Annotated in this window: 17 protein-coding genes; 10 read left to right on the forward strand and 7 right to left on the reverse strand. The window is 64.9% G+C overall.

Going from position 1 to position 20659, the window contains the following annotated elements; genetic code table 11:
• The first annotated feature begins 28 nt into the window (after window positions 1-28).
• The 10 genes from gluQRS to GFD32_RS08375 all read left to right on the forward strand — a co-directional run bounded on the left by gluQRS (window position 29) and on the right by GFD32_RS08375 (window position 11710).
• Window positions 29-922 (forward strand): tRNA glutamyl-Q(34) synthetase GluQRS, encoded by an 894-nt coding sequence (gene gluQRS / locus GFD32_RS08330; protein WP_163576101.1) that lies wholly within the window; start codon window positions 29-31, stop codon window positions 920-922.
• 14 nt (window positions 923-936) lie between these two features.
• Complete coding sequence (locus GFD32_RS08335) at window positions 937-1113, forward strand: hypothetical protein (protein WP_163576102.1); 177 nt, start codon at window positions 937-939, stop codon at window positions 1111-1113.
• A complete protein-coding gene (locus GFD32_RS08340; protein WP_163576103.1) occupies window positions 1103-4075 on the forward strand; it encodes an ATP-binding protein in 2973 nt (990 codons plus the stop codon). Before GFD32_RS08335 ends, GFD32_RS08340 begins: the two co-directional genes overlap by 11 nt.
• Complete coding sequence (locus GFD32_RS08345; protein ID WP_163576104.1) at window positions 4053-5447, forward strand: sigma-54-dependent transcriptional regulator; 1395 nt, start codon at window positions 4053-4055, stop codon at window positions 5445-5447. The genes GFD32_RS08340 and GFD32_RS08345 overlap by 23 nt, the downstream gene beginning before the upstream one ends.
• A gap of 828 nt (window positions 5448-6275) precedes the next feature.
• Window positions 6276-7679 (forward strand): polynucleotide adenylyltransferase PcnB, encoded by a 1404-nt coding sequence (pcnB, locus tag GFD32_RS08350; RefSeq protein WP_163576105.1) that lies wholly within the window; start codon window positions 6276-6278, stop codon window positions 7677-7679.
• Window positions 7676-8173, forward strand: coding sequence for a 2-amino-4-hydroxy-6-hydroxymethyldihydropteridine diphosphokinase (folK, locus tag GFD32_RS08355; protein ID WP_163576106.1), 498 nt, complete (start codon window positions 7676-7678; stop codon window positions 8171-8173). The genes pcnB and folK overlap by 4 nt, the downstream gene beginning before the upstream one ends.
• A gap of 111 nt (window positions 8174-8284) precedes the next feature.
• A complete protein-coding gene (gene panB / locus GFD32_RS08360; protein ID WP_163576107.1) occupies window positions 8285-9076 on the forward strand; it encodes a 3-methyl-2-oxobutanoate hydroxymethyltransferase in 792 nt (263 codons plus the stop codon).
• A 19-nt stretch (window positions 9077-9095) separates the two neighbouring features.
• The gene (gene panC, locus GFD32_RS08365; protein WP_163576108.1) at window positions 9096-9944 is read left to right on the forward strand and encodes a pantoate--beta-alanine ligase; all 849 of its coding nucleotides are present in this window, start codon (window positions 9096-9098) and stop codon (window positions 9942-9944) included.
• A gap of 49 nt (window positions 9945-9993) precedes the next feature.
• On the forward strand, window positions 9994-10374 hold the full coding sequence (gene panD, locus GFD32_RS08370; RefSeq protein ID WP_163576109.1) for an aspartate 1-decarboxylase: 381 nt from the start codon (window positions 9994-9996) through the stop codon (window positions 10372-10374).
• A 160-nt stretch (window positions 10375-10534) separates the two neighbouring features.
• Window positions 10535-11710, forward strand: a complete 1176-nt coding sequence (locus tag GFD32_RS08375) for an acetyl-CoA C-acetyltransferase (RefSeq protein ID WP_163576110.1) — start codon at window positions 10535-10537, stop codon at window positions 11708-11710.
• Window positions 11711-11840: 130 nt separating this feature from the next.
• Here the strand turns inward: GFD32_RS08375 and pnp are convergent, their stop codons facing one another.
• The 7 genes from pnp to rimP all read right to left on the reverse strand — a co-directional run bounded on the left by pnp (window position 11841) and on the right by rimP (window position 20452).
• Entirely contained in the window at window positions 11841-13973 is a 2133-nt protein-coding gene (gene pnp, locus GFD32_RS08380) for a polyribonucleotide nucleotidyltransferase (protein ID WP_205599066.1), read from the reverse strand.
• Between the two features lie 191 nt (window positions 13974-14164).
• Window positions 14165-14434 (reverse strand): 30S ribosomal protein S15, encoded by a 270-nt coding sequence (gene rpsO / locus GFD32_RS08385; RefSeq protein WP_163576112.1) that lies wholly within the window; start codon window positions 14432-14434, stop codon window positions 14165-14167.
• A 101-nt stretch (window positions 14435-14535) separates the two neighbouring features.
• Window positions 14536-15450, reverse strand: coding sequence for a tRNA pseudouridine(55) synthase TruB (gene truB / locus GFD32_RS08390; protein ID WP_163576113.1), 915 nt, complete (start codon window positions 15448-15450; stop codon window positions 14536-14538).
• Window positions 15450-15857, reverse strand: a complete 408-nt coding sequence (rbfA, locus tag GFD32_RS08395; protein ID WP_163576114.1) for a 30S ribosome-binding factor RbfA — start codon at window positions 15855-15857, stop codon at window positions 15450-15452. Before rbfA ends, truB begins: the two co-directional genes overlap by 1 nt.
• A gap of 12 nt (window positions 15858-15869) precedes the next feature.
• Window positions 15870-18428, reverse strand: a complete 2559-nt coding sequence (gene infB / locus GFD32_RS08400; protein WP_163576115.1) for a translation initiation factor IF-2 — start codon at window positions 18426-18428, stop codon at window positions 15870-15872.
• Window positions 18429-18456: 28 nt separating this feature from the next.
• Window positions 18457-19950: a transcription termination factor NusA gene (gene nusA, locus GFD32_RS08405; protein WP_163576116.1), complete on the reverse strand. Its 1494-nt coding sequence runs from the start codon at window positions 19948-19950 to the stop codon at window positions 18457-18459.
• Between the two features lie 40 nt (window positions 19951-19990).
• On the reverse strand, window positions 19991-20452 hold the full coding sequence (rimP, locus tag GFD32_RS08410; RefSeq protein ID WP_163576117.1) for a ribosome maturation factor RimP: 462 nt from the start codon (window positions 20450-20452) through the stop codon (window positions 19991-19993).
• Between the last annotated feature and the right edge of the window lie 207 nt (window positions 20453-20659).

Consider the following 20659-nt stretch of genomic DNA (forward strand, 5'->3'; position numbering starts at 1 on the left):
GCGTGATGGCCAGCCCCAGGAGTCGCCCATGCCTCGCTACCGCGGCCGCTTCGCCCCTACGCCCTCCGGACCGCTGCACTTCGGCTCGCTGGTCGCCGCTCTGGCCAGCTTCCTGGATGCCCGCCACGCCGGCGGTGAATGGCTCTTGCGCATCGAGGACATCGACCCACCCCGTTGCCCGCCCGGCACTGCCGACATCATCCTGAAACAGCTGGAAGCGTTCGGCCTGCACTGGGATGGCCCCATCCACTGGCAGCACGAGCGCGATGCCGCGTATCAAGCCGCGCTCGACGCCCTCATCGCCCAGGGGCTGGCCTATCGCTGCAGCTGTTCGCGCCGACAATGGCGCGCGCATGCCATCTATCCCGGCTGGTGTCGCGACGGCGTCCGCGAGCCGCACAAGCCGGTCGCCTGGCGGCTGCGCAGCGACCGCGGCCTGCGCCCGGTCACCTGGGAAGACCGGCTGTTCGGCCACCAGCACTTCGACCCAGCGCTGTTCGGCGACGTGGTACTCAAGCGCAAGGACGGCCTCTGGGCGTATCAGCTCGCCGTGGTGGTCGACGACGCGGCACAGGGCATCAGCGATGTAGTGCGCGGCTTCGATCTGCTCGACAACACTCCCTGGCAGCGCCAGCTACAGCATGCCCTCGGTCTCCCCGAGCCCCGCTACCTGCATCTGCCATTGATTCTCGGACCCGATGGCCAGAAGCTGTCGAAGCAGAACCACGCCCCGCCGCTGCCGGAAAGCGAGCACGCTGCTCGCCCGCTGCTGCATGCGGCTCTCGTGGCGCTGGATCAAGCACCACCCGACGCACTGGCCGAGTCGCCAGTCAGCGAACAGCTGAGCTGGGCCCTGTCCCATTGGTCGGTGGCACGCATTCGTCCGCAAGCCATGCGACACGACGCACCGCATGGCGACTGAGGGAGAGAACCGCCATGTACGTCTACCGCATCATGCTGCTGCTGGTATTCGGTGGCTACCTGCTCTCGCCGTTGCTGATGAGCGGCTGGTCGAGTCCCGGCGTGGCCTGGTACCGTCCGTTCGCCATCTGGGGCGTACTGATCGCTCTCACCCTATGGCTGGAACAGAAGAGGAAGCTCGATGAACGCTGAACAGGCCAGCCTCTCCCCGGCCAGCTTGTTCCTCCTGGGTACCGGCTATCTGCTGGTGCTGTTCCTGCTCGCCATGGCCGTTGAACGCGGCTGGGTCAGCCAGACAGTGACCCGCCACCCCGCCGTCTACACGCTGGCTCTCGGCGTCTACGCCAGCGCCTGGGCGATCTACGGCAGCCTGGAGCTCGCCGCCACCAGCGGCTACGGCTACCTGGCCTACTACCTGGGCGTGGCCGGCGCCTTCCTGTTGGCTCCCGTACTGCTGGTCCCCATTCAGCGCATGACGCGCACCTACCAGCTCGCCTCCCTGGCCGACCTCTTCGCCTTTCGCTTTCGCTCGCGCTGGGTGGGCACCCTGATCACCGTGGTCAGTCTGCTCGCCGTACTGCCATTGCTCGCCCTGCAGGTGCAAACGCTGGGCGACGGCATTCACCTGTTGACCGGCGCCGCTTCGCCGGGCCTGCTGGCACTCGCCTTCTGCGCCCTGATCGCGCTGTTCGCGATGCTCTTCGGGGCTCGTCACAGCCGCCTGCATGCCCGCCACGACACGCTACTGGCAGTGATCGCCTTCGAGTCGGTGATCAAGCTGGGCGCCATGCTCACCCTGGGTGGGATCGCCCTGTTCGGCATTTTCAATGGCCCCGCCGATCTCCAGGCCTGGCTCGATGGCCCCGGCCAGCTGCACCAGGCCGCCAGCGCCCAGCCGAATGCCGCCCACTGGCGCACGCTGCTGCTGTTGTTCTTTGCCGCGGCGCTGCTCATGCCGCACATGTTCCACATCACCTTCGCCGAAACGCTGTCTCGACGCACGCTGCTGCAGGCGAGCTGGACGCTACCGTTGTTCCTGCTGCTGATGGCGATCCCGGTACCGCTGATCCTGTGGGCTGCTCAGGCCCAGGGGCAGGATCAGGCCGTCGCCAGCGCCTACCTGGCTTTCGTGCTCACCGACACGCCTTGGATAGGGGCACTAGCCTTCCTGGCAGGCCTGGCCGCAGCGAGCGGCACCATGATCATCATCGCCCTGGCGCTGTCGGGCATGATCCTCAATCACGTGCTGCTGGTCGCCCATCCTCCCGAGGCACAGCCAGACCTCTATCGCTGGCTGCGCTGGCTACGTCGAGCGTTGATCGTCGCAGTGATCCTCGGCGGCTGGCTGTTCTATCGCCTGATCGGCGTTCACCACGACCTGACCACCCTGGGGCTCGCGGCGTTCGTCGGCATGGCGCAGTGCCTGCCGGGTCTGCTGGCTCTGCTCTACTGGCCGGGCGCCAACCGCAAGGGCATGGTTTCGGGCCTGGTCATCGGCACCCTGACCTGGCTTGCCGGGCTATGGGTTCCCCTGCTCACCGGCCTACCGGCGCTGATCATCGTCCCGCTGGGCCTGGAAGCATTGGCCGGAGAACCTATCTGGTACATCGTTGCCCTGGTGTCGCTGGCCGCCAACAGCATGACGCTCATTCTCGTATCACTGGCCACCCGCACTTCCGCCGGCGAACGCGCCGCCGCCGAAGCCTGTTCGGTGGATGCAGTGATCCGCCCCAAACGCCTGCCGCTGCTGGCCGCCACCGGTGCCGACTTCAAACGCCACCTGGCCCGTGCGCTGGGCGAGGAAGTCGCCGAACGGGAGGTGGAGCGCGCCCTGTCCGATCTCGGCCTGTCGCCCCTCGACGGAAGGCCCTACGCCCTGAGACGACTGCGCGACCGCATCCAGGCCAACCTTTCCGGCCTGATGGGCCCGTCGGTCGCCCAGGACATCGTCGACCGCTACCTGCCCTACCGCCACGACAGCGAGGAGGCCACCGACGACATCCATTTCGTCGAAAACCGCCTCGAAGCCTACCGTTCGCGACTCACCGGCCTGGCCCGCGAGCTCGATGGCCTGCGCCGTTATCACCGGCGGATCCTCACTCGCCTACCGGTCGGGCTATGCCTGTTCGGCGTCGACGACGAGTTGCTGATGTGGAACGATGCCCTGGCCGAGCTTTCCGGCATCGACGGCACGAGCGTGGTCGGCGCCCGTCGTGACGGTCTGCCCGCCCCCTGGGGCGAACTCCTCGGCCGCCTGCTCGTCGAGCAGTGCGACCACCTCTACAAGCAGCCGGTCGAACTCGGCGGCACCACCCGCTACCTGACGCTGCACCGCGCCGAACTGCCCGCCGATGACGACCTGCGTGGCGGCACGGTGATCCTGGTCGAGGAACATAGCGAGCTCAAGTGGCTGGAGGACGAACTCGTCCACGCAGCCCGTCTCGCCTCCATCGGTCAGGTGGCCGCCGGCGTGGCCCACGAGATCGGCAACCCCATCACCGGCATCTCCTCGCTGGCCCAGAACCTGCGCTACGATACCGACGACCCCGGAGTCCTGGAAACGGCCGAGCAAATCCAGCAGCTCACTGACCGCGTCTCACGCATCGTCTCCTCGCTGGTCGGTTTCGCCCACGGCGGACGCCACGTAGGCGGCAGTCGCTTCACGCCAGTGGCCATCGCAGCAGTGACCGATGAGGCACTGCACTTGATCCGCTTGGCGCGCTCGGGCGAGGATGTCCATTATCGCAACCGTTGCCCGCCCGATCTGGAGGCGGTTGGCGACGCCCAGCGGCTGCAGCAGGTGATGATCAACCTCCTCAGCAATGCCCGTGATGCCAGCGAGCCCGGAGGAGAGGTCACCGTTGACGCCAGACGCGACGGCGACTGGGTTCTGGTCAGCATCACCGATGATGGCCACGGCCTCGACGACCGGGTGCGCGAGCACCTGTTCGAGCCGTTCACCACCACCAAACCGCCGGGCGAGGGAACGGGCCTGGGGCTACCGCTGGTTTACAGCATCATTGCCGAACACCATGGGCGCATCGAGATCGACTCGCCGCCACCCGATCGGCTGCGCGGTACTCGTATCAGCCTCTGGCTGCCTACCCAACGAGAGGATAGTGACACGCCCGATGAGCCGGATACTGATCGTTGAAGACGAAGCCATCATCCGTACGGCGCTGCGCCGGCTGCTCGAACGCCACGACTATCGCGTCAGCGAGGCCGGCTCCGTAGACGACGCCCTGGCCCTGGAGCCGAACGGCTTCGACCTGGTGATCAGCGACCTGCGCCTGCCCGGCGAACCGGGCACCGAACTGATCGCCAAATCCGCACCGACGCCGGTGCTGATAATGACCAGCTACGCCAGCATGCGCTCGGCAGTCGACGCCCTGAAGCAGGGGGCCGTGGACTACGTCGCCAAACCCTTCGACCACGACGAACTGCTGGAAACCGTGGCGCGTGTGCTGCACCAGCAGGCAGCACGTCACTCCCAGCCACCCGACATCACCGACGATGCCGGTGCCCGCCATCAGATGATCGGCGAATGCCCGGCCATGCAGGCGGTCTACACTCGCATTCGCAAGACCGCTCCGGCCGACGTCACCGTGTTGATACAGGGTGAGTCGGGCACCGGCAAGGAACTGGTGGCCCGGGCCCTACATCAACAGAGCCGGCGCACCCATGCGCCGCTGATCTGCGTGAACTGCGCGGCCATTCCCGAGACGCTGATCGAATCCGAGCTGTTCGGCCACGAGAAGGGGGCCTTCACCGGTGCCAGTGCCACGCGCACGGGCTTGGTCGAAGCCGCCGATGGCGGCACCCTGTTTCTCGACGAAATCGGCGAGCTGCCGCTGGACGCCCAAGCCCGACTGCTGCGCGTACTGCAGGAGGGCGAGATCCGGCGCATCGGCTCGGTGGAAACCCGCCACGTGGACGTGCGCCTGATCGCCGCCACTCACCGCGACCTGCGCGCGCTCTCCAAGACCGGCGAGTTCCGCCTCGACCTCTACTACCGCCTCAACGTGATGCAGATCGACCTGCCGCCACTGCGCGACCGAGAGGACGACATCCTGATGATCGCCGACGTGCTGCTCGACAAGGCCTGCCGCCGCCATGAGCGCAGCGGGTTGCGCCTGTCGCGTGCCACTCGGCAAGAAATCCGCCAGTACCCCTGGCCGGGCAACGTCCGCGAGCTCGAGAACGCTCTGGAACGGGGCGTCATCCTTGCCGAAGGCCACTTGATCCATCCCGACGACCTGGGCCTCACCCCATCGCCGGCCAGCGCCGCCCGCTCCCCCGCCGAACCGTCGCTGCGTTCCGCCGAGCCCGCCCCGGCGGACCCTGCCGAAGACGATGACGACCTGTCGCTCGAGGATTACTTCCAGCATTTCGTGCTCGAGCACCAGGACCACATGAGCGAGACCGAGCTCGCCCAGAAACTCGGCATCAGCCGCAAGTGCCTGTGGGAGCGCCGCCAGCGCCTGGGCATTCCACGCAAGAAACCGGCGCGCCGAAACGTCAGCTGACCCTGTGACACACCCCCTACGACCATGGTTTAAGACCCGGCACATCGCATCGCCGGGCGTGTTTGCCATGCTGTATCGGCAGCTTCTGCACCAGGTGTTACCTTCCCACACAGCCAGCGCGCCAGATTGGCGCAAATGCGGTAACACACGGCAGCGGCAGGACTGGCACCATCTTGACGAAATATCACAAGCTCTTGATATCAAACGATTAAAATGACAGTGGCACACCCCATGCAACTACCTTGGCAAGAAAAACAACATCCGGCTGTCCCCGCGCCAACAACAACAACCAGGCGGTCAGGCGAGACGGCGCCCATGCCAACAACAACAATCATGGGTTGTGGAATGACGCGGAAGCGGGCGCAACAACAACAACACGGGCCCCGACGCTTTCCGCCCTTCGCTCCCTAACAACAACAAGCAGCGAAGCACCGGATCCATCAGGACGCGACGCGCTCACCCGGCCACCAACAAGAACAACGGCCGTCACGGCGCACCTTCGGCAAACAACATCAACAAGCCGAAGGAAGGCAATTCCGAATGCCGTCGTGGTTGGATTATTGTTTTGAATACGAGGCGGTCGCCACCAGGAACGTCAACAATCACAACAACCTTGCTTGCCTGTGAACTCCTTGGTGACTGTGGTGCGTATTCAAGGCGATGCGCCATCACGAAGAAGAAACAGCCGCATGGATGCAGCGTTTACGACCTGTCAGAGGAGGCCCACGGGCCTCCTCTTTTGCTGTGCGCGCCCCTACGGTGTTTCCCAAGGTGTCGGGGGTGGGCTACACTCTAGTGTTTTCGCACACCGCGAGGCGATATCGCCGCATGTTCAAAGGATTTACCCGCTTTCTACAGAGCCCGGGCACCCACCTGCGCACTCTCTTCGGCCCCGAAGAAGCCGCAGCCGGCAGTCGTTCCGAGCCACGCATCATTCCCCGTAGCGACCACACCGTGTCGCGCCAGCACTTCAGTGAATCCGCCCTCAAGGTACTCTACCGTCTGCACAACGCCGGTTTCGAAGCCTATCTGGTGGGGGGCTGCATCCGCGATTCCCTGCTCGGGCGAATGCCCAAGGACTTCGACGTGGCCACCGATGCCACGCCGGAACAGCTTCGCGACCTGTTCCGCAATTCGCGAATCATCGGCAGGCGCTTTCGCATCGTGCACGTGCGCTTTGGTCGCGAGGTGATCGAGGTGACCACCTTTCGGGGCCGCCACGGCGATGACCATGGCGACCATATCGCCCAGCAGTCCGAGGAAGGCTTGCTGCTGCGCGACAACGTCTGGGGCAACATCGAGGAAGATGCCCTGCGCCGCGACTTCACCATCAACGCCCTGTACTACAGCATCGCCGACTTCTCGATTCACGATTTCGCCGATGGCGTCCATGACATCGAGACCCGCACTCTGCGATTGATCGGCGACCCGGAAACCCGCTATCGGGAAGACCCGGTGCGCATGCTGAGGGCCGTGCGCTTCGCCGCCAAGCTCGACTTCCAACTGGCACCGGCCACCGAAGCGCCCATCAGCCAACTCGCGCCCTTGTTGTTGCAGATTCCCCCAGCGCGCCTGTTCGACGAGATCCTCAAGCTGTTCATGGCCGGTCATGGTGTTGCCACCTTCCGCCTGCTGCGCCACTATGGCCTGTTCGCCATGCTCTTCCCGGAAACCGAGGAGGTCATGTCCGAACAGCCCTGGGCGGAGCCGCTCATCGAAGCGGCGCTGGCCAGCACCGACAAGCGCATCCACGAAGAGCGACCGGTAACGCCGGCATTCCTGTTCGCCGCTCTGCTGTGGGGGCCCAGCCAGCAGCGCCAGGCGGTGCTGGAGGCCGACGGCATGCCGCCGATTCCCGCCCAGCAGGCAGCTGCTCAGCAGGTCATCTCGCGCCAACTGCAGCATATCGCGATTCCCAAGCGTTTCAGCTTGCCCATGCGCGACATCTGGGAACTGCAGCAGCGCCTGCCCAAACGCAGCGGCAAGCGCGCCGCTCAGACCCGCGAGCACCCACGCTTCCGTGCCGCCTACGATTTCCTGCTGCTGCGCGAAGCGGCCGGCGAGATCGCTCCGGGCCTTGGCGACTGGTGGACCGCCTACCAGGAGGGCGACGATCACGAACGTGGCCGACTACTCGACAAGGCGCGGGGCGATAACGGTTCGGGCAGTAACGGACGTGGCCGCCGTCGGCCTCGCAAGCGTCGACGGCGCAACGCCCCGCCCAACGCATGAGCCTCGAAGATCACGTCTACGTCGGGCTTGGCAGCAATCTCGACGACCCCTGCTGCCACGTCACTCGGGCGCTGGACGAACTCGACTCGCTGCCGCTCACGCGACGACTCGGCGCCTCACGTCTCTACGTCAGTCGCCCGCAGGGCCCACAGGAACAGCCCGATTTCATTAACGCCGTGGCCCGGCTAGAAACCCGGCTCTCGCCACTCGCCCTGCTCGATCAGCTACAGGCGCTCGAGCAGCGCCATCGCCGCGTGCGCGGGCTGCGCTGGGGGCCCAGGACACTGGATCTCGACCTGCTACTCTACGGATCATGGCAGCTGTGCCTGGCACGTCTCACACTGCCTCATCCCGAGATGTCTCGTCGCCCTTTCGTACTGGTGCCGCTGGCCGAGCTGGCCGCGCAGCGCCGTCTCCCCGACGGCCGTAGCGTCGCTCGAGCGGCTGCCGCAATGGATAAACAGGGCCTTCATCCGGTGTTACCGGACGACTGACACGCCCCATCAACTGTTACCTATCGACACCTCGAGGGCTTTCAAGTAACAATTCCAGGTTACATGGAGGCCAATGGGTAACGGCCCCGACGACAACGATGAGAGCACGCCATGACAACCGTGACCCTGAGCACGCTGAAAGCCTGCAAGCAAGCGGGCGAGCCCTTCAGCTGTCTCACTGCCTATGACGCCAGCTTTGCCCGAACCGCCAACGATGCCGGCATCGAGGTGCTGCTGGTGGGCGACTCCCTGGGCATGGTGCTGCAGGGACATGTCAGCACTCTGCCGGTAACCCTCGACGACATCAGCTACCACACGCGCTGCGTAGCGCGCGCCAAGGGATCGAGTCTGCTGATGGTCGACCTGCCGTTCATGAGCAACGCCACCCTCGCCACGCTGCTGAACGATGCTGGCGAACTGATGCGTGCCGGCGCCGAACTGGTCAAGGTCGAGGGCGAGGCGTGGATGGCCGACGGTATCCGCGAACTGACCCGTCGCGGCGTGCCGGTGTGCGCCCACCTGGGCCTCACTCCGCAGACCGTCTACCAGCTGGGCGGCTACAAGGTACAGGGCCGCGACAGCGAGCATGCCGCCCAGATCCTGGAGGACGCTCGTACCCTGGTCGAAGCCGGTGCCTCGGCCATCCTCCTGGAATGCGTGCCGGCAAGTCTCGGTCGCGCTGTGAGCGAAGCATTGGAGGTACCGGTGATCGGTATCGGTGCCGGCCCCGACACCGATGGCCAGATCCTGGTCATGCACGACGTGCTGGGCGTCACCGGCGGACGCAAGCCACGCTTCGTCAAGGACTTCATGGCCGAGTCCGACTCGATCCAAGGGGCTTTTCGCCGCTACCACGACGACGTCAAGGCACGCCGCTTTCCGGCCCCAGAGCACTGCTTCTAGCTTTCGGAGCCTGCCTATCATGCGCACCCTGCGAGAGATTCCCGATCTGCGCGAAGCGCTCGACGCCGTTCGCCGACGCGACCAGCGCATCGCCCTGGTGCCCACCATGGGCAACCTGCACGCTGGCCATCTGGCCCTGGTAGAGGCTGCCCGTCGCCAAGCCGACGTGGTGGTGGCCACCATCTTCGTCAACCCACTGCAGTTCGGCCCCAGCGAGGACCTCGACGCTTACCCGCGGACCCTCACCGACGATCAGGCCCGGCTCGAGGCCGCCGGCTGCGACCTGCTGTTCACCCCGGACACCGCCACGCTCTATCCGCACGGCCTGACCGAGCAGACCCAGGTATGCGTGCCGGGAGTGAGCGAGGGGCTGTGCGGTGGCGCGCGCCCCGGCCACTTCGACGGCGTGGCCACCGTGGTCAGCATGCTCTTCAACCTGGTGCAGCCACACCTCGCCTGCTTCGGCGAGAAGGATTATCAGCAGCTAGCGGTGATCCGCAAGCTGGTCGCCGACCTGCACTTTCCCATCGAGATCCTCGGCGTGCCCATCGTGCGCGCCGAGGATGGCCTGGCGCTGTCCTCGCGAAACGGCTACCTCTCCGAGGACGAGCGCCTGGTGGCGCCAATGCTCTACCGCACCCTGTGTCAGGCCCGCAACGCTCTGGAAGCTGGCGAGGCCCCCGAACCGGTGCTCGCCCAAGCCAACGAGACACTGCGCCAATCGGGATTCACGCCCGACTACCTCGAGCTGCGCGCCCGAGACCTGGGCCCCGTCACCGCGACGACCCGTGAGGCCGTGCTGCTCGCCGCGGCCCGGCTCGGCCCGACGCGCCTGATCGACAACCTGATTCTGACATTGCCGTCCTGAAGCGGCCCTTTTCCCTACGCCAACGCGCCTTCACGAGGACTTGCCACCGATGTACACCGTCATGCTCAAGGCCAAGCTGCACATGGCCCGCGTCACCCACGCCGTGCTCAACTACGAAGGCTCCTGCGCCATCGACGGCGAGCTGCTCGACATGTCCGGCATTCGCGAGAACGAGCAGGTCCAGATCTACAACGTGGAGAACGGCCAGCGCTTCACCACCTACGCCATCCGTGCCGAGGAAGGCTCGAAGGTCATCTCGGTGAACGGTGCCGCGGCGCATCTCGCCGCTGCCGGCGACCGAGTGATCATCTGCAGCTATGCCCACTACAGCGAGGCGGAGCTCGAAGCGCACGCCCCGGCACTGGTCTATCTCCAGGAAGGCAACGCCATCAGCCACACCAGCAACGCCATTCCCGTACAGCTCGCCTGATCGACCCAAGCACGCTTCGAGCCACCCCGCTATACTCAAAGACCGTAACTCAAAGGTCGTAACGCTCGCTGTTTCGGCCCCCGGGACGTTGCCGCACCGCACAAGACTCCCCTATGCTGACAAGGCAGACGCCCGTACTCACGTTCAGGAGGTTCTTCTCATGCAAGAAGTGGTGATCGTTGCCGCCCGCCGCACCGCCGTCGGCGCCTTTGGCGGCTCTCTGGCCGGCATTCCCGCCAGCGACCTAGGCGCCCTGGTGATCAAGGACATTCTCGCCAACACCGGTGTCGCCAGCGACCAGGTGGACGAAGTGCTGCTCGGCCAGGTGCTGACGGCCGGCGTCGGCCAGAACCCGGCGCGCCAGGCCTCCATCAAGGCCGGGCTGCCCGATGCAGTGCCCGCCATGACCATCAACAAGGTGTGCGGGTCGGGCCTGAAGGCACTGCACCTGGCTACCCAGGCGATTCGCTGCGGCGACGCCGAACTGATCCTCGCCGGCGGTCAGGAGAACATGTCGCTGGCCCCGCACCTGCTGCCCAATTCGCGCACAGGCCAACGCATGGGCGACTGGAAGGCCATCGACTCCATGGTCCACGACGGTCTGTGGGATGCCTTCAACAACTACCACATGGGCGTCACCGCCGAAAACCTGGCCGAAAAGTACGGCATCACCCGCGAGGCCATGGACGCTTTCGCCGCCGCATCCCAGCAGAAAGCTTCCGCGGCCATCAAGGAAGGCAAGTTCAAGGGGCAGATCGTTCCCGTGGAGGTTCCGCAGCGCAAGGGCGACCCGCTGGTCTTCGACACCGACGAGAACCCCCGCGAAGTGACTGCTGAGAAGCTGTCCGGCATGAAGCCGGCCTTCAAGAAGGACGGTACCGTCACCGCCGGCAATGCTTCGTCCATCAACGACGGTGCCGCCGTGGTGATGATCTGCTCTGCCGAGAAGGCCAAGCAGCTGGGCCTCGAGCCGCTGGCGCGCATCGCCGCCTACTCCAACGCCGCCGTAGACCCGGCAATCATGGGCATCGGCCCGGCGCCGGCCACCCGCCGCTGCCTGGAAAAGGCGGGCTGGAGCCTGGACGATCTCGACCTGGTCGAAGCCAACGAAGCCTTCGCCGCCCAGGCGCTCTCCGTCAACAAGGAGCTCGGCTGGGACACCGACAAGATCAACGTCAACGGCGGCGCCATTGCCATCGGCCACCCCATCGGCGCCTCCGGCTGCCGCATCCTGGTCACCCTGGTCCACGAGATGATGGCCCGCGACGCCAAGAAGGGTCTGGCGACGCTGTGCATCGGCGGAGGGCAGGGCGTGGCGCTGGCCATCGAGCGGTAACGGCGCTGCGCGCGAGCTCGAAGCTCGAAGCTCGAAGCTCGAAGAAGAGCCTAAACAGAACCGCCCCCGCAGCCAGGCTGCGGGGGCGGTTTTTCTTCCAGCTTCTAGCTTTCAGCTCGTCGAAGGTGGCTTACAGCTCGGCACCGGTCGCTTCAGCCTCGAAGGCGGCCTTCTCTTCCGGCGTGATCTCCTTGATGGAGAGCTTGACGCGATTGCGGTTGTCGATGTCGAGCACCTTGACCACTACCTCGTCACCCTCGTTGAGGAAATCGCGCACGTCATTGACCCGCTCGGGCACGATCTGCGAGATGTGCACCAGACCGTCGGTGCCAGGCATGATGTTGACGAAGGCGCCGAAGTCAGCGATACGCACCACCTTGCCGCGGTAGAGCTTGCCGATCTCCGCCTCGGCGGTGATGGCGAGCACGGTGTCGATGGCCTTCTTGGCTGCCGCCTTGTCCTCGGCGTAGATGCGCACGGTACCGTCGTCGTCCAGGTCGATGGAGGCGCCGGTGTCGTCGCAGATCTTGCGAATGGTGGCGCCACCCTTGCCGATGACGTCGCGGATCTTGTCCGGGTCGATCTTGATGGTGGCCATGGAGGGCGCATTCTCGGAGACTTCGGCACGGCTCTGACCGATCACCGCGTTCATCTGCTCGAGAATGGTCAGGCGCGCTTCATTTGCCTGCTGGAGTGCCTGCTCCATGATCTCTTCGTTGATCCCCTCGATCTTGATGTCCATCTGCAGGGCGGTAACGCCCTCGGCGGAGCCGGCCACTTTGAAGTCCATGTCGCCGAGGTGATCCTCGTCGCCGAGGATATCGGTGAGCACGGCAAAGCCGTCGTCGTCCTTGACCAGACCCATGGCGATGCCCGCCACTGGCGCCTTCATCGGCACGCCGGCGTCCATCAGTGCCAGTGAGGAACCGCACACCGAGGCCATGGAGCTCGAGCCATTGGACTCGGTGATCTCGGAAACCACGCGAATGGTATAGGGGAACTCATCGTCGCTGGGCAGCATGGCTTCCACGCCGCGCCGGGCCAGACGGCCGTGGCCGATCTCGCGACGCTTGGGACCGCCCATGAAACCGGCTTCGCCCACGCAGTAGGGGGGGAAGTTGTAGTGCAGGAGGAAGCGATCCTTGCGCTCACCTTCCAACGACTCGATCAGTTGGGCATCGCGCAGCGTCCCCAAGGTGGCGATGACGATCGCCTGTGTCTCCCCGCGGGTGAAGATCGCCGAGCCATGGGTCTTGGGCAGGGTGCCCACCTCGATGGCCAACGGTCGTACGGTGCGGTTGTCGCGGCCGTCGATGCGTGGCTCGCCCTTGATGACGCGAGAACGCACCACGCGCTTTTCGAGGCTCTCGAAGGCACCCTTCACCTCGGCGGCATCGAACTGACCCTCTTCCTCATCGGCCAGCTTCTCGACTGCCTCGGCCTTGAGGGCAGAGAGCGCTTCCTGGCGGTCCAGCTTGTCGGTGATGCGGTAGGCCTCGCCGACCTTGGCCTCGAAGGCCTCGGCCACCGCGCTCTTGAGCGCGGTGTTCTCGGCCGGCGGCTGCCAATCCCACTTGGGCTTGCCGGCCTCGGCGGCCAGCTCGTTGATGGCGCCGATGGCAACCTGCATTTCCTGATGCGCAAAGAGTACCGCTCCGAGCATTTCGTCCTCGAGCAGTTCCTTGGCCTCGGACTCGACCATCAGCACGGCCTTCTCGGTACCGGCCACCACCATATCCAGCTCGGAGGAGGTGAGTTCCTCGACGGTGGGATTGAGGAAGTAGCCCTTGTCCTCGGTGAAACCAACCCGCGCAGCGGCGATGGGGCCATTGAATGGCACGCCAGAGACGGCCAGCGCCGCCGAGGTGCCGATCATCGCGGCAATGTCCGGGTCATGATTGCGGTCGGTGGAGAGCACGGTGCAGATCACCTGCACCTCGTTCATGAAGCCCTTGGGGAAGAGCGGACGGATCGGGCGGTCGATCAGCCGCGAGGTGAGGGTTTCCTTCTCGGTGGGGCGTCCCTCGCGCTTGAAGAAACCGCCGGGGATCTTGCCGACCGCATAGGTCTTCTCTTGATAGAACACTGCCAGCGGGAAGAAGGGCTGGCCGGGATTGGCTTCCTTCTTCGCTACCACGGTGCACAGCACCACGGTGTCGTCCATGGTGACCATCACGGCACCGGTGGCCTGGCGGGCGATGCGCCCGGTTTCCAGGGTGACGGTGCTGCGACCGTACTGAAACGTTTTCTTGACCGGATTCACGGCGACTTCCTTCAACTTTTCGATCTCATGTATGGGTCGTTTCGACTCGGCGACCATTTTAGGGGTTGACGCGCGCCGGGGCCACCGGTTAACGCCTTCTGGCGTCCAAAAACGCAAAACGGGCAGCCCATGGGGCTACCCGTTTCTTTGATACTTCAAGAAAAGGCGGGATTCGCGCTCCCCCTCTCCCTTTAGCGACGCAGGCCCAGACGCTGAATCAGCGACTGATAGCGCTCGAAGTCCTTGCGCTTCAGGTAGTCCAGCAGCTTGCGACGCTGGTTGACCATGCGGATCAGGCCACGGCGAGAGTGGTGATCCTGCTTGTTGGTCTTGAAGTGATCCTGCAGACCGTCGATGTTGGCGCTCAGCAGAGCCACCTGTACTTCGGGGGAACCGGTGTCGTTCTCGCCTTGGCCGTACTGCTTGACGATCTCGGCCTTCTGTTCGGCTGTCAGTGCCATCTGTCTCTCCAATCAGCAATATGCCTGAATGATGTGAATGAGTGAGACCACGCATATTTGCAGTCTCGGCGTTGCTCCCTGATAGCCGCATGGCGGCTTCGTCAACGGGCTGCTCCACTGAGCAGCCGTTTAGGCGCCACTTCCTGTGGCGTCGTTACCACGCCGAGGCCCATGAAAGCCCCGTCGCAGTAGAGTCTCGGCGTCTCGCCTTCGACCAGGCCGTGAGCCACCCGGACCGGCTGCCCATGGGCGAGCCGATGGGCCGCTTCGGTGTCGACCGCCAGTCGCGGCAGATGCTCGACGAGCACATCGACGGGCAGCAGCGTCGCCTCGCGGGTTGCCTGTTCGGGCAGTGCCTCCAACGCCTCGAGCGTCACCATGCCATCGCCGGTGAACGGTCCGGTAGCAAGCCGCCGCAATGCGCTGATGTGCGCCCCACAGCCCAGTGCCTGGCCGATGTCTTCGGCGAGCGTGCGAACGTAGGTGCCCTTGCTGACCCTCACCTCCAGCTCGAAGGCATCCCCCATGAAGGCGAGAAGCCGGGCATCATACACCGTCACGCGGCGCGCTGCACGCGCAACCGACTTGCCCTCGCGGGCCAGCTCGTAGAGCTTGCGGCCCTGGTGCTTGAGCGCTGAGTACATGGGCGGCACCTGATCGATCTCGCCGCGGAAGCGCTCCAGCACGCCCTCGACGTCGGCCTCGGTCAGCCGGGGCACCGCGCGGCGCTCGACCACCTCGCCTTCGGCGTCGCCGGTGTCGGTGACCACACCCAGTTCCACTCGAGTATGATAGACCTTGTCCGCATCGAGCAGAAAGGCAGAGAACTTGGTCGCCTCGCCGAAGCACACCGGCAGCAGCCCGGTAGCCATGGGGTCGAGCGTACCGGTATGCCCAGCTTTCTGCGCCTGCAGCAGGCGCCTGGCACGCTGCAGGGCATGGTTGCTCGATACGCCCTGGGGCTTGTCGAGCAGCAGCACCCCGTCCACCGGCAGGCCACGACGGCGACGCGCCATCAGCCGCGCTCTCCCCCGCCGTTGCCGTCCTCGTCGCCCTCGTGACGGGCACGGTCGCTCTCGACCGCCTCGTCGATCAATGACGACAACCGCTGGCCACGCACCACGCTCTCATCGAAATGGAAACGCAGTTCCGGCACGTGGCGCAACTTGATGCGCCGGGCGATCTGGCTGCGCAGAAAGCCTGAGGCCCTGCGCAGTACCTGGAGGTTCTCCTGCACGTGTGCCGGGGTCTCCTCGCCGAGCAGCGTCACGTAGACGTCGGCATAGCCCAGGTCGCGGCTGACGGTGACGCCACTGACGGTGACCATCCCCAGGCGCGGATCCTTGATCTCGCGCTGGATCAGCACCGCCAATTCTTTCTGCAGCTGGTCGCCGACCCGGTCGGTCCGCTTGAACTCGCGCATGCTCGGCTCCGCTTAGAGCGTCCGCTCGACCTTGACCTGATCGAAGACCTCGATCTTGTCGCCGACCTGGACGTCGTTGTAGTTCTTCACACCGATACCGCACTCCATGCCGTTGCGCACTTCCTGGACGTCGTCCTTGTAGCGGCGCAGCGACTCGAGTTCGCCTTCGTAGATGACCACGTTGTCACGCAGAACGCGGATCTTCTTGTTCCGGTAGACGTTGCCTTCGACGACCATGCAGCCGGCCACGGCACCGATCTTGGGCGCCCGGAAGACGTCGCGAACCTCGGCCACGCCGACGATCTCTTCCTTCCATTCCGGCTCGAGCATGCCGCTCATGGCCTTCTTGACGTCATCGATCAACTGGTAGATGACGCTGTAATAGCGCAGCTCCAGCCCTTCGCGCTCGATGATCTCGCGGGCCGCGGCGTCGGCGCGTACGTTGAAGCCGATGACGATGGCTTCGGAGGCCAGTGCCAGGTTGGCATCGGTACCGGTGATGCCGCCCACGCCGGAAGAGACCACGGAAACCTGCACCTCGTCGGTGGAGAGCTCTTCCAGTGCGCCCCTGATCGCCTCCAGGGAGCCCTGGACGTCGGCCTTGAGCACGATGTTGAGCTTGGCAGCCTCTTCCTGACCCATCTGGCTGAACATGTTCTCCAGCTTGGCCTTCTGCTGACGGGCCAGGCGCACCTCGCGGTACTTGCCCTGACGGAAGTTGGCCACTTCGCGGGCCTTCCTCTCATCGGCGACGGCCATGAAGTCGTCGCCCGCCTCGGGCGTACCGTCGAGGCCCTGAATCTCTACCGGCATACCCGGCCCGGCTTCGTCGACCTGCTTGCCGAGCTCGTTGGTGAGCGCCCGGACGCGACCGTAGTGCAGGCCGGCGAGCACGATGTCGCCTTTCTTCAGGGTGCCGTTTTGCACCAGCACGGTGGCCACGGGGCCACGCCCCTTGTCGAGCCGCGACTCGATGACCACACCCTTGCCGGGCGCCTCGGGCACGGCCTTGAGCTCGAGCACCTCGGAAACCAGCAGAATGGCTTCCAGCAACTCCTCAACGCCTTCACCGGTGTGGGCCGACACGTGGACGAACTGCGTGTCGCCACCCCACTCCTCGGAAATGACGCCATGCTGGGAGAGCTCGTTCTTGACGCGGTCCGGGTCGGCGCCCGGCTTGTCCATCTTGTTGACCGCCACCACCAGCGGTACCTCGGCGGCCTTGGCGTGTTCGACGGCTTCGATGGTCTGCGGCATCACGCCATCGTCGGCGGCCACCACCAGGATGACCACGTCGGTGGCCTTGGCACCGCGTGCACGCATGGCGGTGAACGCAGCGTGGCCGGGCGTGTCCAGGAAGGTTACGCCGCTGCCATGATTGCCTTTCACCTGATCGCCCTGCACGTGGTAGGCACCGATGTGCTGGGTAATGCCCCCCGCCTCCCCGGTGGCCACCTTGGCCTTGCGGATGTAATCGAGCAGCGAGGTCTTGCCGTGGTCGACGTGCCCCATCACCGTGACCACCGGATCGCGGGTGACCTCCTCGCCTTCGTAGGAAATCGCCTCGAGAACTTCGGTCTCCAGAGCGTCATCCTTGACCAGCTTGGGCTTGTGGCCCATCTCCTCGACCACGATGGCCGCGGTATCCTGGTCGATGGTCTGGTTGATGGTCACTGCCGCGCCCATGGTGAACATGGTCTTGATGACTTCATTGGCCTTGATCGACATCTTGTCGGCCAGATCGGCAACGCTGATCGATTCGGGAATCGACACCTCACGCACGATCGGCTGAGTCGGCTTCTGGAAGCCGTGCTTGCCGCCGCCCTGGGTGCCGCCACGACGGCCACCGCGACGCTCGGCGCGCTTGGCCTTCTTGCCGCCCCGACGACGTTCCTCGCGATCGCCGCGATCGTCATCCTCTCGCTCGTGACGCCCCTTCTTGCCGCCCTTGCCGCTGGCCTTCTTGACCGCTGCGCGTCGCGGCTCGGGACGCCCCTCCTTGGGCGGCGCCGGCGCGTCTTCCGGCGCGGGAGCCTCGCTGTCGAGCTCCGGCACCGGAACTTCGGGCTCCGCCGGCGCGGCCGGGGCCTGCTCGGCTTGGGCTTTCTCGGCCTCCACCTTGGCGGCCGCCTCGCGTGCGGACTCCTCGGCGGCACTCGCCCGCGCCTGCTCGGCCTCGCGCTCGGCCTCTGCCTGCTGCGAATCGGCCATATCGCCGACCAGCTGCCGCGGCCCGGTCTCTTCTTCCGGTGCCGGCTGCTCATCGTCCTGGGCGTCTTCGCGCTTCACATAGGTGCGCTTCTTGCGCACTTGAACCTCGATGCTCTTGCCCCGGTCGCCGGTCTTGATGCGACTGCGCGTCTTGCGCGTCAGGGTGATGCGATTACGGGCGCCCGCACCGCCTCCACCGTGGCTCTTGGTCAAGTAATCCAGCAACTGCCGCTTGTCCTCCTCGGAGACGGCATCGCTCTCGGACTTGTGGGCGAGCCCGGCTTCTTTCATCTGTTCCAGCAGGCGGGGCACATCGCGGCCCACCTTCGCTGCAAAATCCTTAACGGTCATTTCCGACATGTTGACCCTCCTCAGCCCGTGACCCGTTTTACTGTTCGCCTTCGAACCATGGCGCACGGGCAGTCATGATCAGTGCTGCAGCGCGCTCTTCGTCCATGTCCTCGATGTCCATCAGATCATCGACGGACTGCTCGGCCAGATCCTCCATGGTGATGATGCCTCGACTGGCCAGAATGAAGGCCAGGTGGCGCTCCATGCCGTCCATTTCAAGGAGATCCTCGGCCGGCTGGGCACCGTCCAGCTCTTCCTCGGAGGCAATCGCCAGGTTGAGCAGCTCATCCTTGGCCCGCGCTCGAAGCTCTTCCACCAGATCCTCGTCGAGCTCTTCGATCTCGAGCATCTCCTCGAGGGGCACGTAGGCGATCTCCTCCAGCGTGGTGAACCCCTCCTCGACCAGCAGCCGGGCGAGATCCTCCTCGATGTCCAGGTGCTGGATGAAGTACTCGACCAGATCGTCGATTTCCTGCTCGCGCTTGTCCTCGGCCTCGCTCTCCGTCATGACGTTGAGTCGCCAGCCGGTGAGTTCGGAAGCCAGGCGCACGTTCTGGCCGCTACGACCGATGGCCTGGGCCAGGTTGTCCTCGGCGACGGCCACGTCCATGGCATGGGTGTCTTCGTCGACGAGGATCGAGCCGACATCCGCCGGCGCCATGGCGTTGATCACCAGCTGCGCCGGGTTGTCGTCCCATAGCACGATGTCCACGCGTTCGTTCTGCAACTCGCTGGAAACCGCCTGGACCCGCGAACCGCGCATACCCACACAAGCACCCACCGGATCGATGCGGCGATCGTTGGTCTTCACCGCGATCTTGGCCCGCGACCCGGGATCACGAGCCGCGCCCTTGATCTCGATGAGCTGTTCGGCGATCTCCGGCACCTCGATCTTGAACAACTCGATGATCAGTTCCGGGCAGGTGCGCGACAAGATCAGCTGAGCGCCACGCGCTTCGGCATCGACCTTGGTGAGCAGCGCCCGGACACGATCGTTCATTCGGTAGCGCTCGCCGGGGATCATCTCGCTGCGCGGCAGAAAGGCCTCGGCGTTGTCGCCCAGGTCGATGATCAGCCCGTCACGCGTCGTCTTCTTGACGATGCCGGCAACCAGCTCGCCCTCGCGTTCGGCGTACTGACGCACCACTTCGGCGCGTTCCGCTTCGCGCACCTTTTGCACGATCACCTGCTTGGCGGTCTGGGCAGCGATACGCCCGAATGCGGCGTTCTCGATCTGCTCCTCGACCACGTCACCCAGCGTCAGCGGCGGATCGCGGCGCTCGGCGAAGGATTGCTTGATCTCGGCGTCGGGATTTTCGAACTCGTCGTCTTCGACCACCACCCAGCGGCGAAACGTCTCGTAATCGCCGGTCTGGCGATCGATCTTGACCCGCACGCTGACTTCCTGGCCATCGAAGCGCTTGCGTGACGCGCTGGCCAATGCTGCCTCGACGGCCTCGAAGATCACCTCACGGGGCACGCCCTTCTCGTTGGAGATCGCATCAACGACCGTCAGAATTTCTTTACTCATGCCTTTGCCTCGCCAGAAAACCTGTCCTTATCCATCGGCCTTACGACTCGAAAGAGGGCACGATGCGTGCCTGGTCGATGATATCGATGGGAAAGCAATATTCCTCTCCGTCGAATTGCAGCAGAACGTCCTCACCTTCAGTGCCGGCCAGCAACCCCTGAAACTTGCGGCGTCCCTCGAACGGTACCCGCAACCGCAAGGCCACCAGGTGACCGCGAAAACGAGAGAACTGATCGAGCGTGAAGAGCGGACGATCCATGCCCGGCGAAGACACCTCCAGGCGATATTCGCCGGCAATGGGATCCTCGACGTCGAGCAAGGCACTCACCTGACGGCTGATGTCGGCACAGTGCTCGACAGTCACGCCCTCGGCATGATCAATGTAGATCACCAGCCGTGAATGTTTGCCCTGGGACAGGTAGTCGATGCCCCATAGCTCGAATCCCATGGCGGTGACCACCGGCTCGATCAGCGCATGCAGCGCGGCGTCCTTGAGTGCCACAGAGAAAGCTCCTACAGCCGTTGCATCAGGCACCTGGCCGGGAGTGAACAGGAAAGCTAGGTGGCTGATTGGCGTTGCCCGAACCGACTCATCACTCACTGACGAGGATGGGCCGCTAACAAAAAGCCCCTTCGCAGGAAGGGGCCTTTCACAAGAAACCTGTTACACCACTTCTCGACATGCGCTTGCCACTTGCAAGCCATCGGG

Origin of the sequence: Halomonas faecis, assembly GCF_010993975.1 — a bacterium.
In the GTDB taxonomy this organism is placed as follows: Bacteria; Pseudomonadota; Gammaproteobacteria; order Pseudomonadales; family Halomonadaceae; genus Halomonas; species Halomonas faecis.

What these genes read in the sequence shown, in the direction of transcription:
- gluQRS (WP_163576101.1), top strand. Translation starts at nt 29, where the DNA reads ATGCCTCGCTACCGCGGCCGCTTCGCCCCTACGCCCTCCGGACCGCTG.
- GFD32_RS08335 (WP_163576102.1), top strand. Translation starts at nt 937, where the DNA reads ATGTACGTCTACCGCATCATGCTGCTGCTGGTATTCGGTGGCTACCTG.
- GFD32_RS08340 (WP_163576103.1), top strand. Translation starts at nt 1,103, where the DNA reads ATGAACGCTGAACAGGCCAGCCTCTCCCCGGCCAGCTTGTTCCTCCTG.
- GFD32_RS08345 (WP_163576104.1), top strand. Translation starts at nt 4,053, where the DNA reads ATGAGCCGGATACTGATCGTTGAAGACGAAGCCATCATCCGTACGGCG.
- pcnB (WP_163576105.1), top strand. Translation starts at nt 6,276, where the DNA reads ATGTTCAAAGGATTTACCCGCTTTCTACAGAGCCCGGGCACCCACCTG.
- folK (WP_163576106.1), top strand. Translation starts at nt 7,676, where the DNA reads ATGAGCCTCGAAGATCACGTCTACGTCGGGCTTGGCAGCAATCTCGAC.
- panB (WP_163576107.1), top strand. Translation starts at nt 8,285, where the DNA reads ATGACAACCGTGACCCTGAGCACGCTGAAAGCCTGCAAGCAAGCGGGC.
- panC (WP_163576108.1), top strand. Translation starts at nt 9,096, where the DNA reads ATGCGCACCCTGCGAGAGATTCCCGATCTGCGCGAAGCGCTCGACGCC.
- panD (WP_163576109.1), top strand. Translation starts at nt 9,994, where the DNA reads ATGTACACCGTCATGCTCAAGGCCAAGCTGCACATGGCCCGCGTCACC.
- GFD32_RS08375 (WP_163576110.1), top strand. Translation starts at nt 10,535, where the DNA reads ATGCAAGAAGTGGTGATCGTTGCCGCCCGCCGCACCGCCGTCGGCGCC.
- rpsO (WP_163576112.1), bottom strand. Translation starts at nt 14,434, where the DNA reads ATGGCACTGACAGCCGAACAGAAGGCCGAGATCGTCAAGCAGTACGGC.
- truB (WP_163576113.1), bottom strand. Translation starts at nt 15,450, where the DNA reads ATGGCGCGTCGCCGTCGTGGCCTGCCGGTGGACGGGGTGCTGCTGCTC.
- rbfA (WP_163576114.1), bottom strand. Translation starts at nt 15,857, where the DNA reads ATGCGCGAGTTCAAGCGGACCGACCGGGTCGGCGACCAGCTGCAGAAA.
- infB (WP_163576115.1), bottom strand. Translation starts at nt 18,428, where the DNA reads ATGTCGGAAATGACCGTTAAGGATTTTGCAGCGAAGGTGGGCCGCGAT.
- nusA (WP_163576116.1), bottom strand. Translation starts at nt 19,950, where the DNA reads ATGAGTAAAGAAATTCTGACGGTCGTTGATGCGATCTCCAACGAGAAG.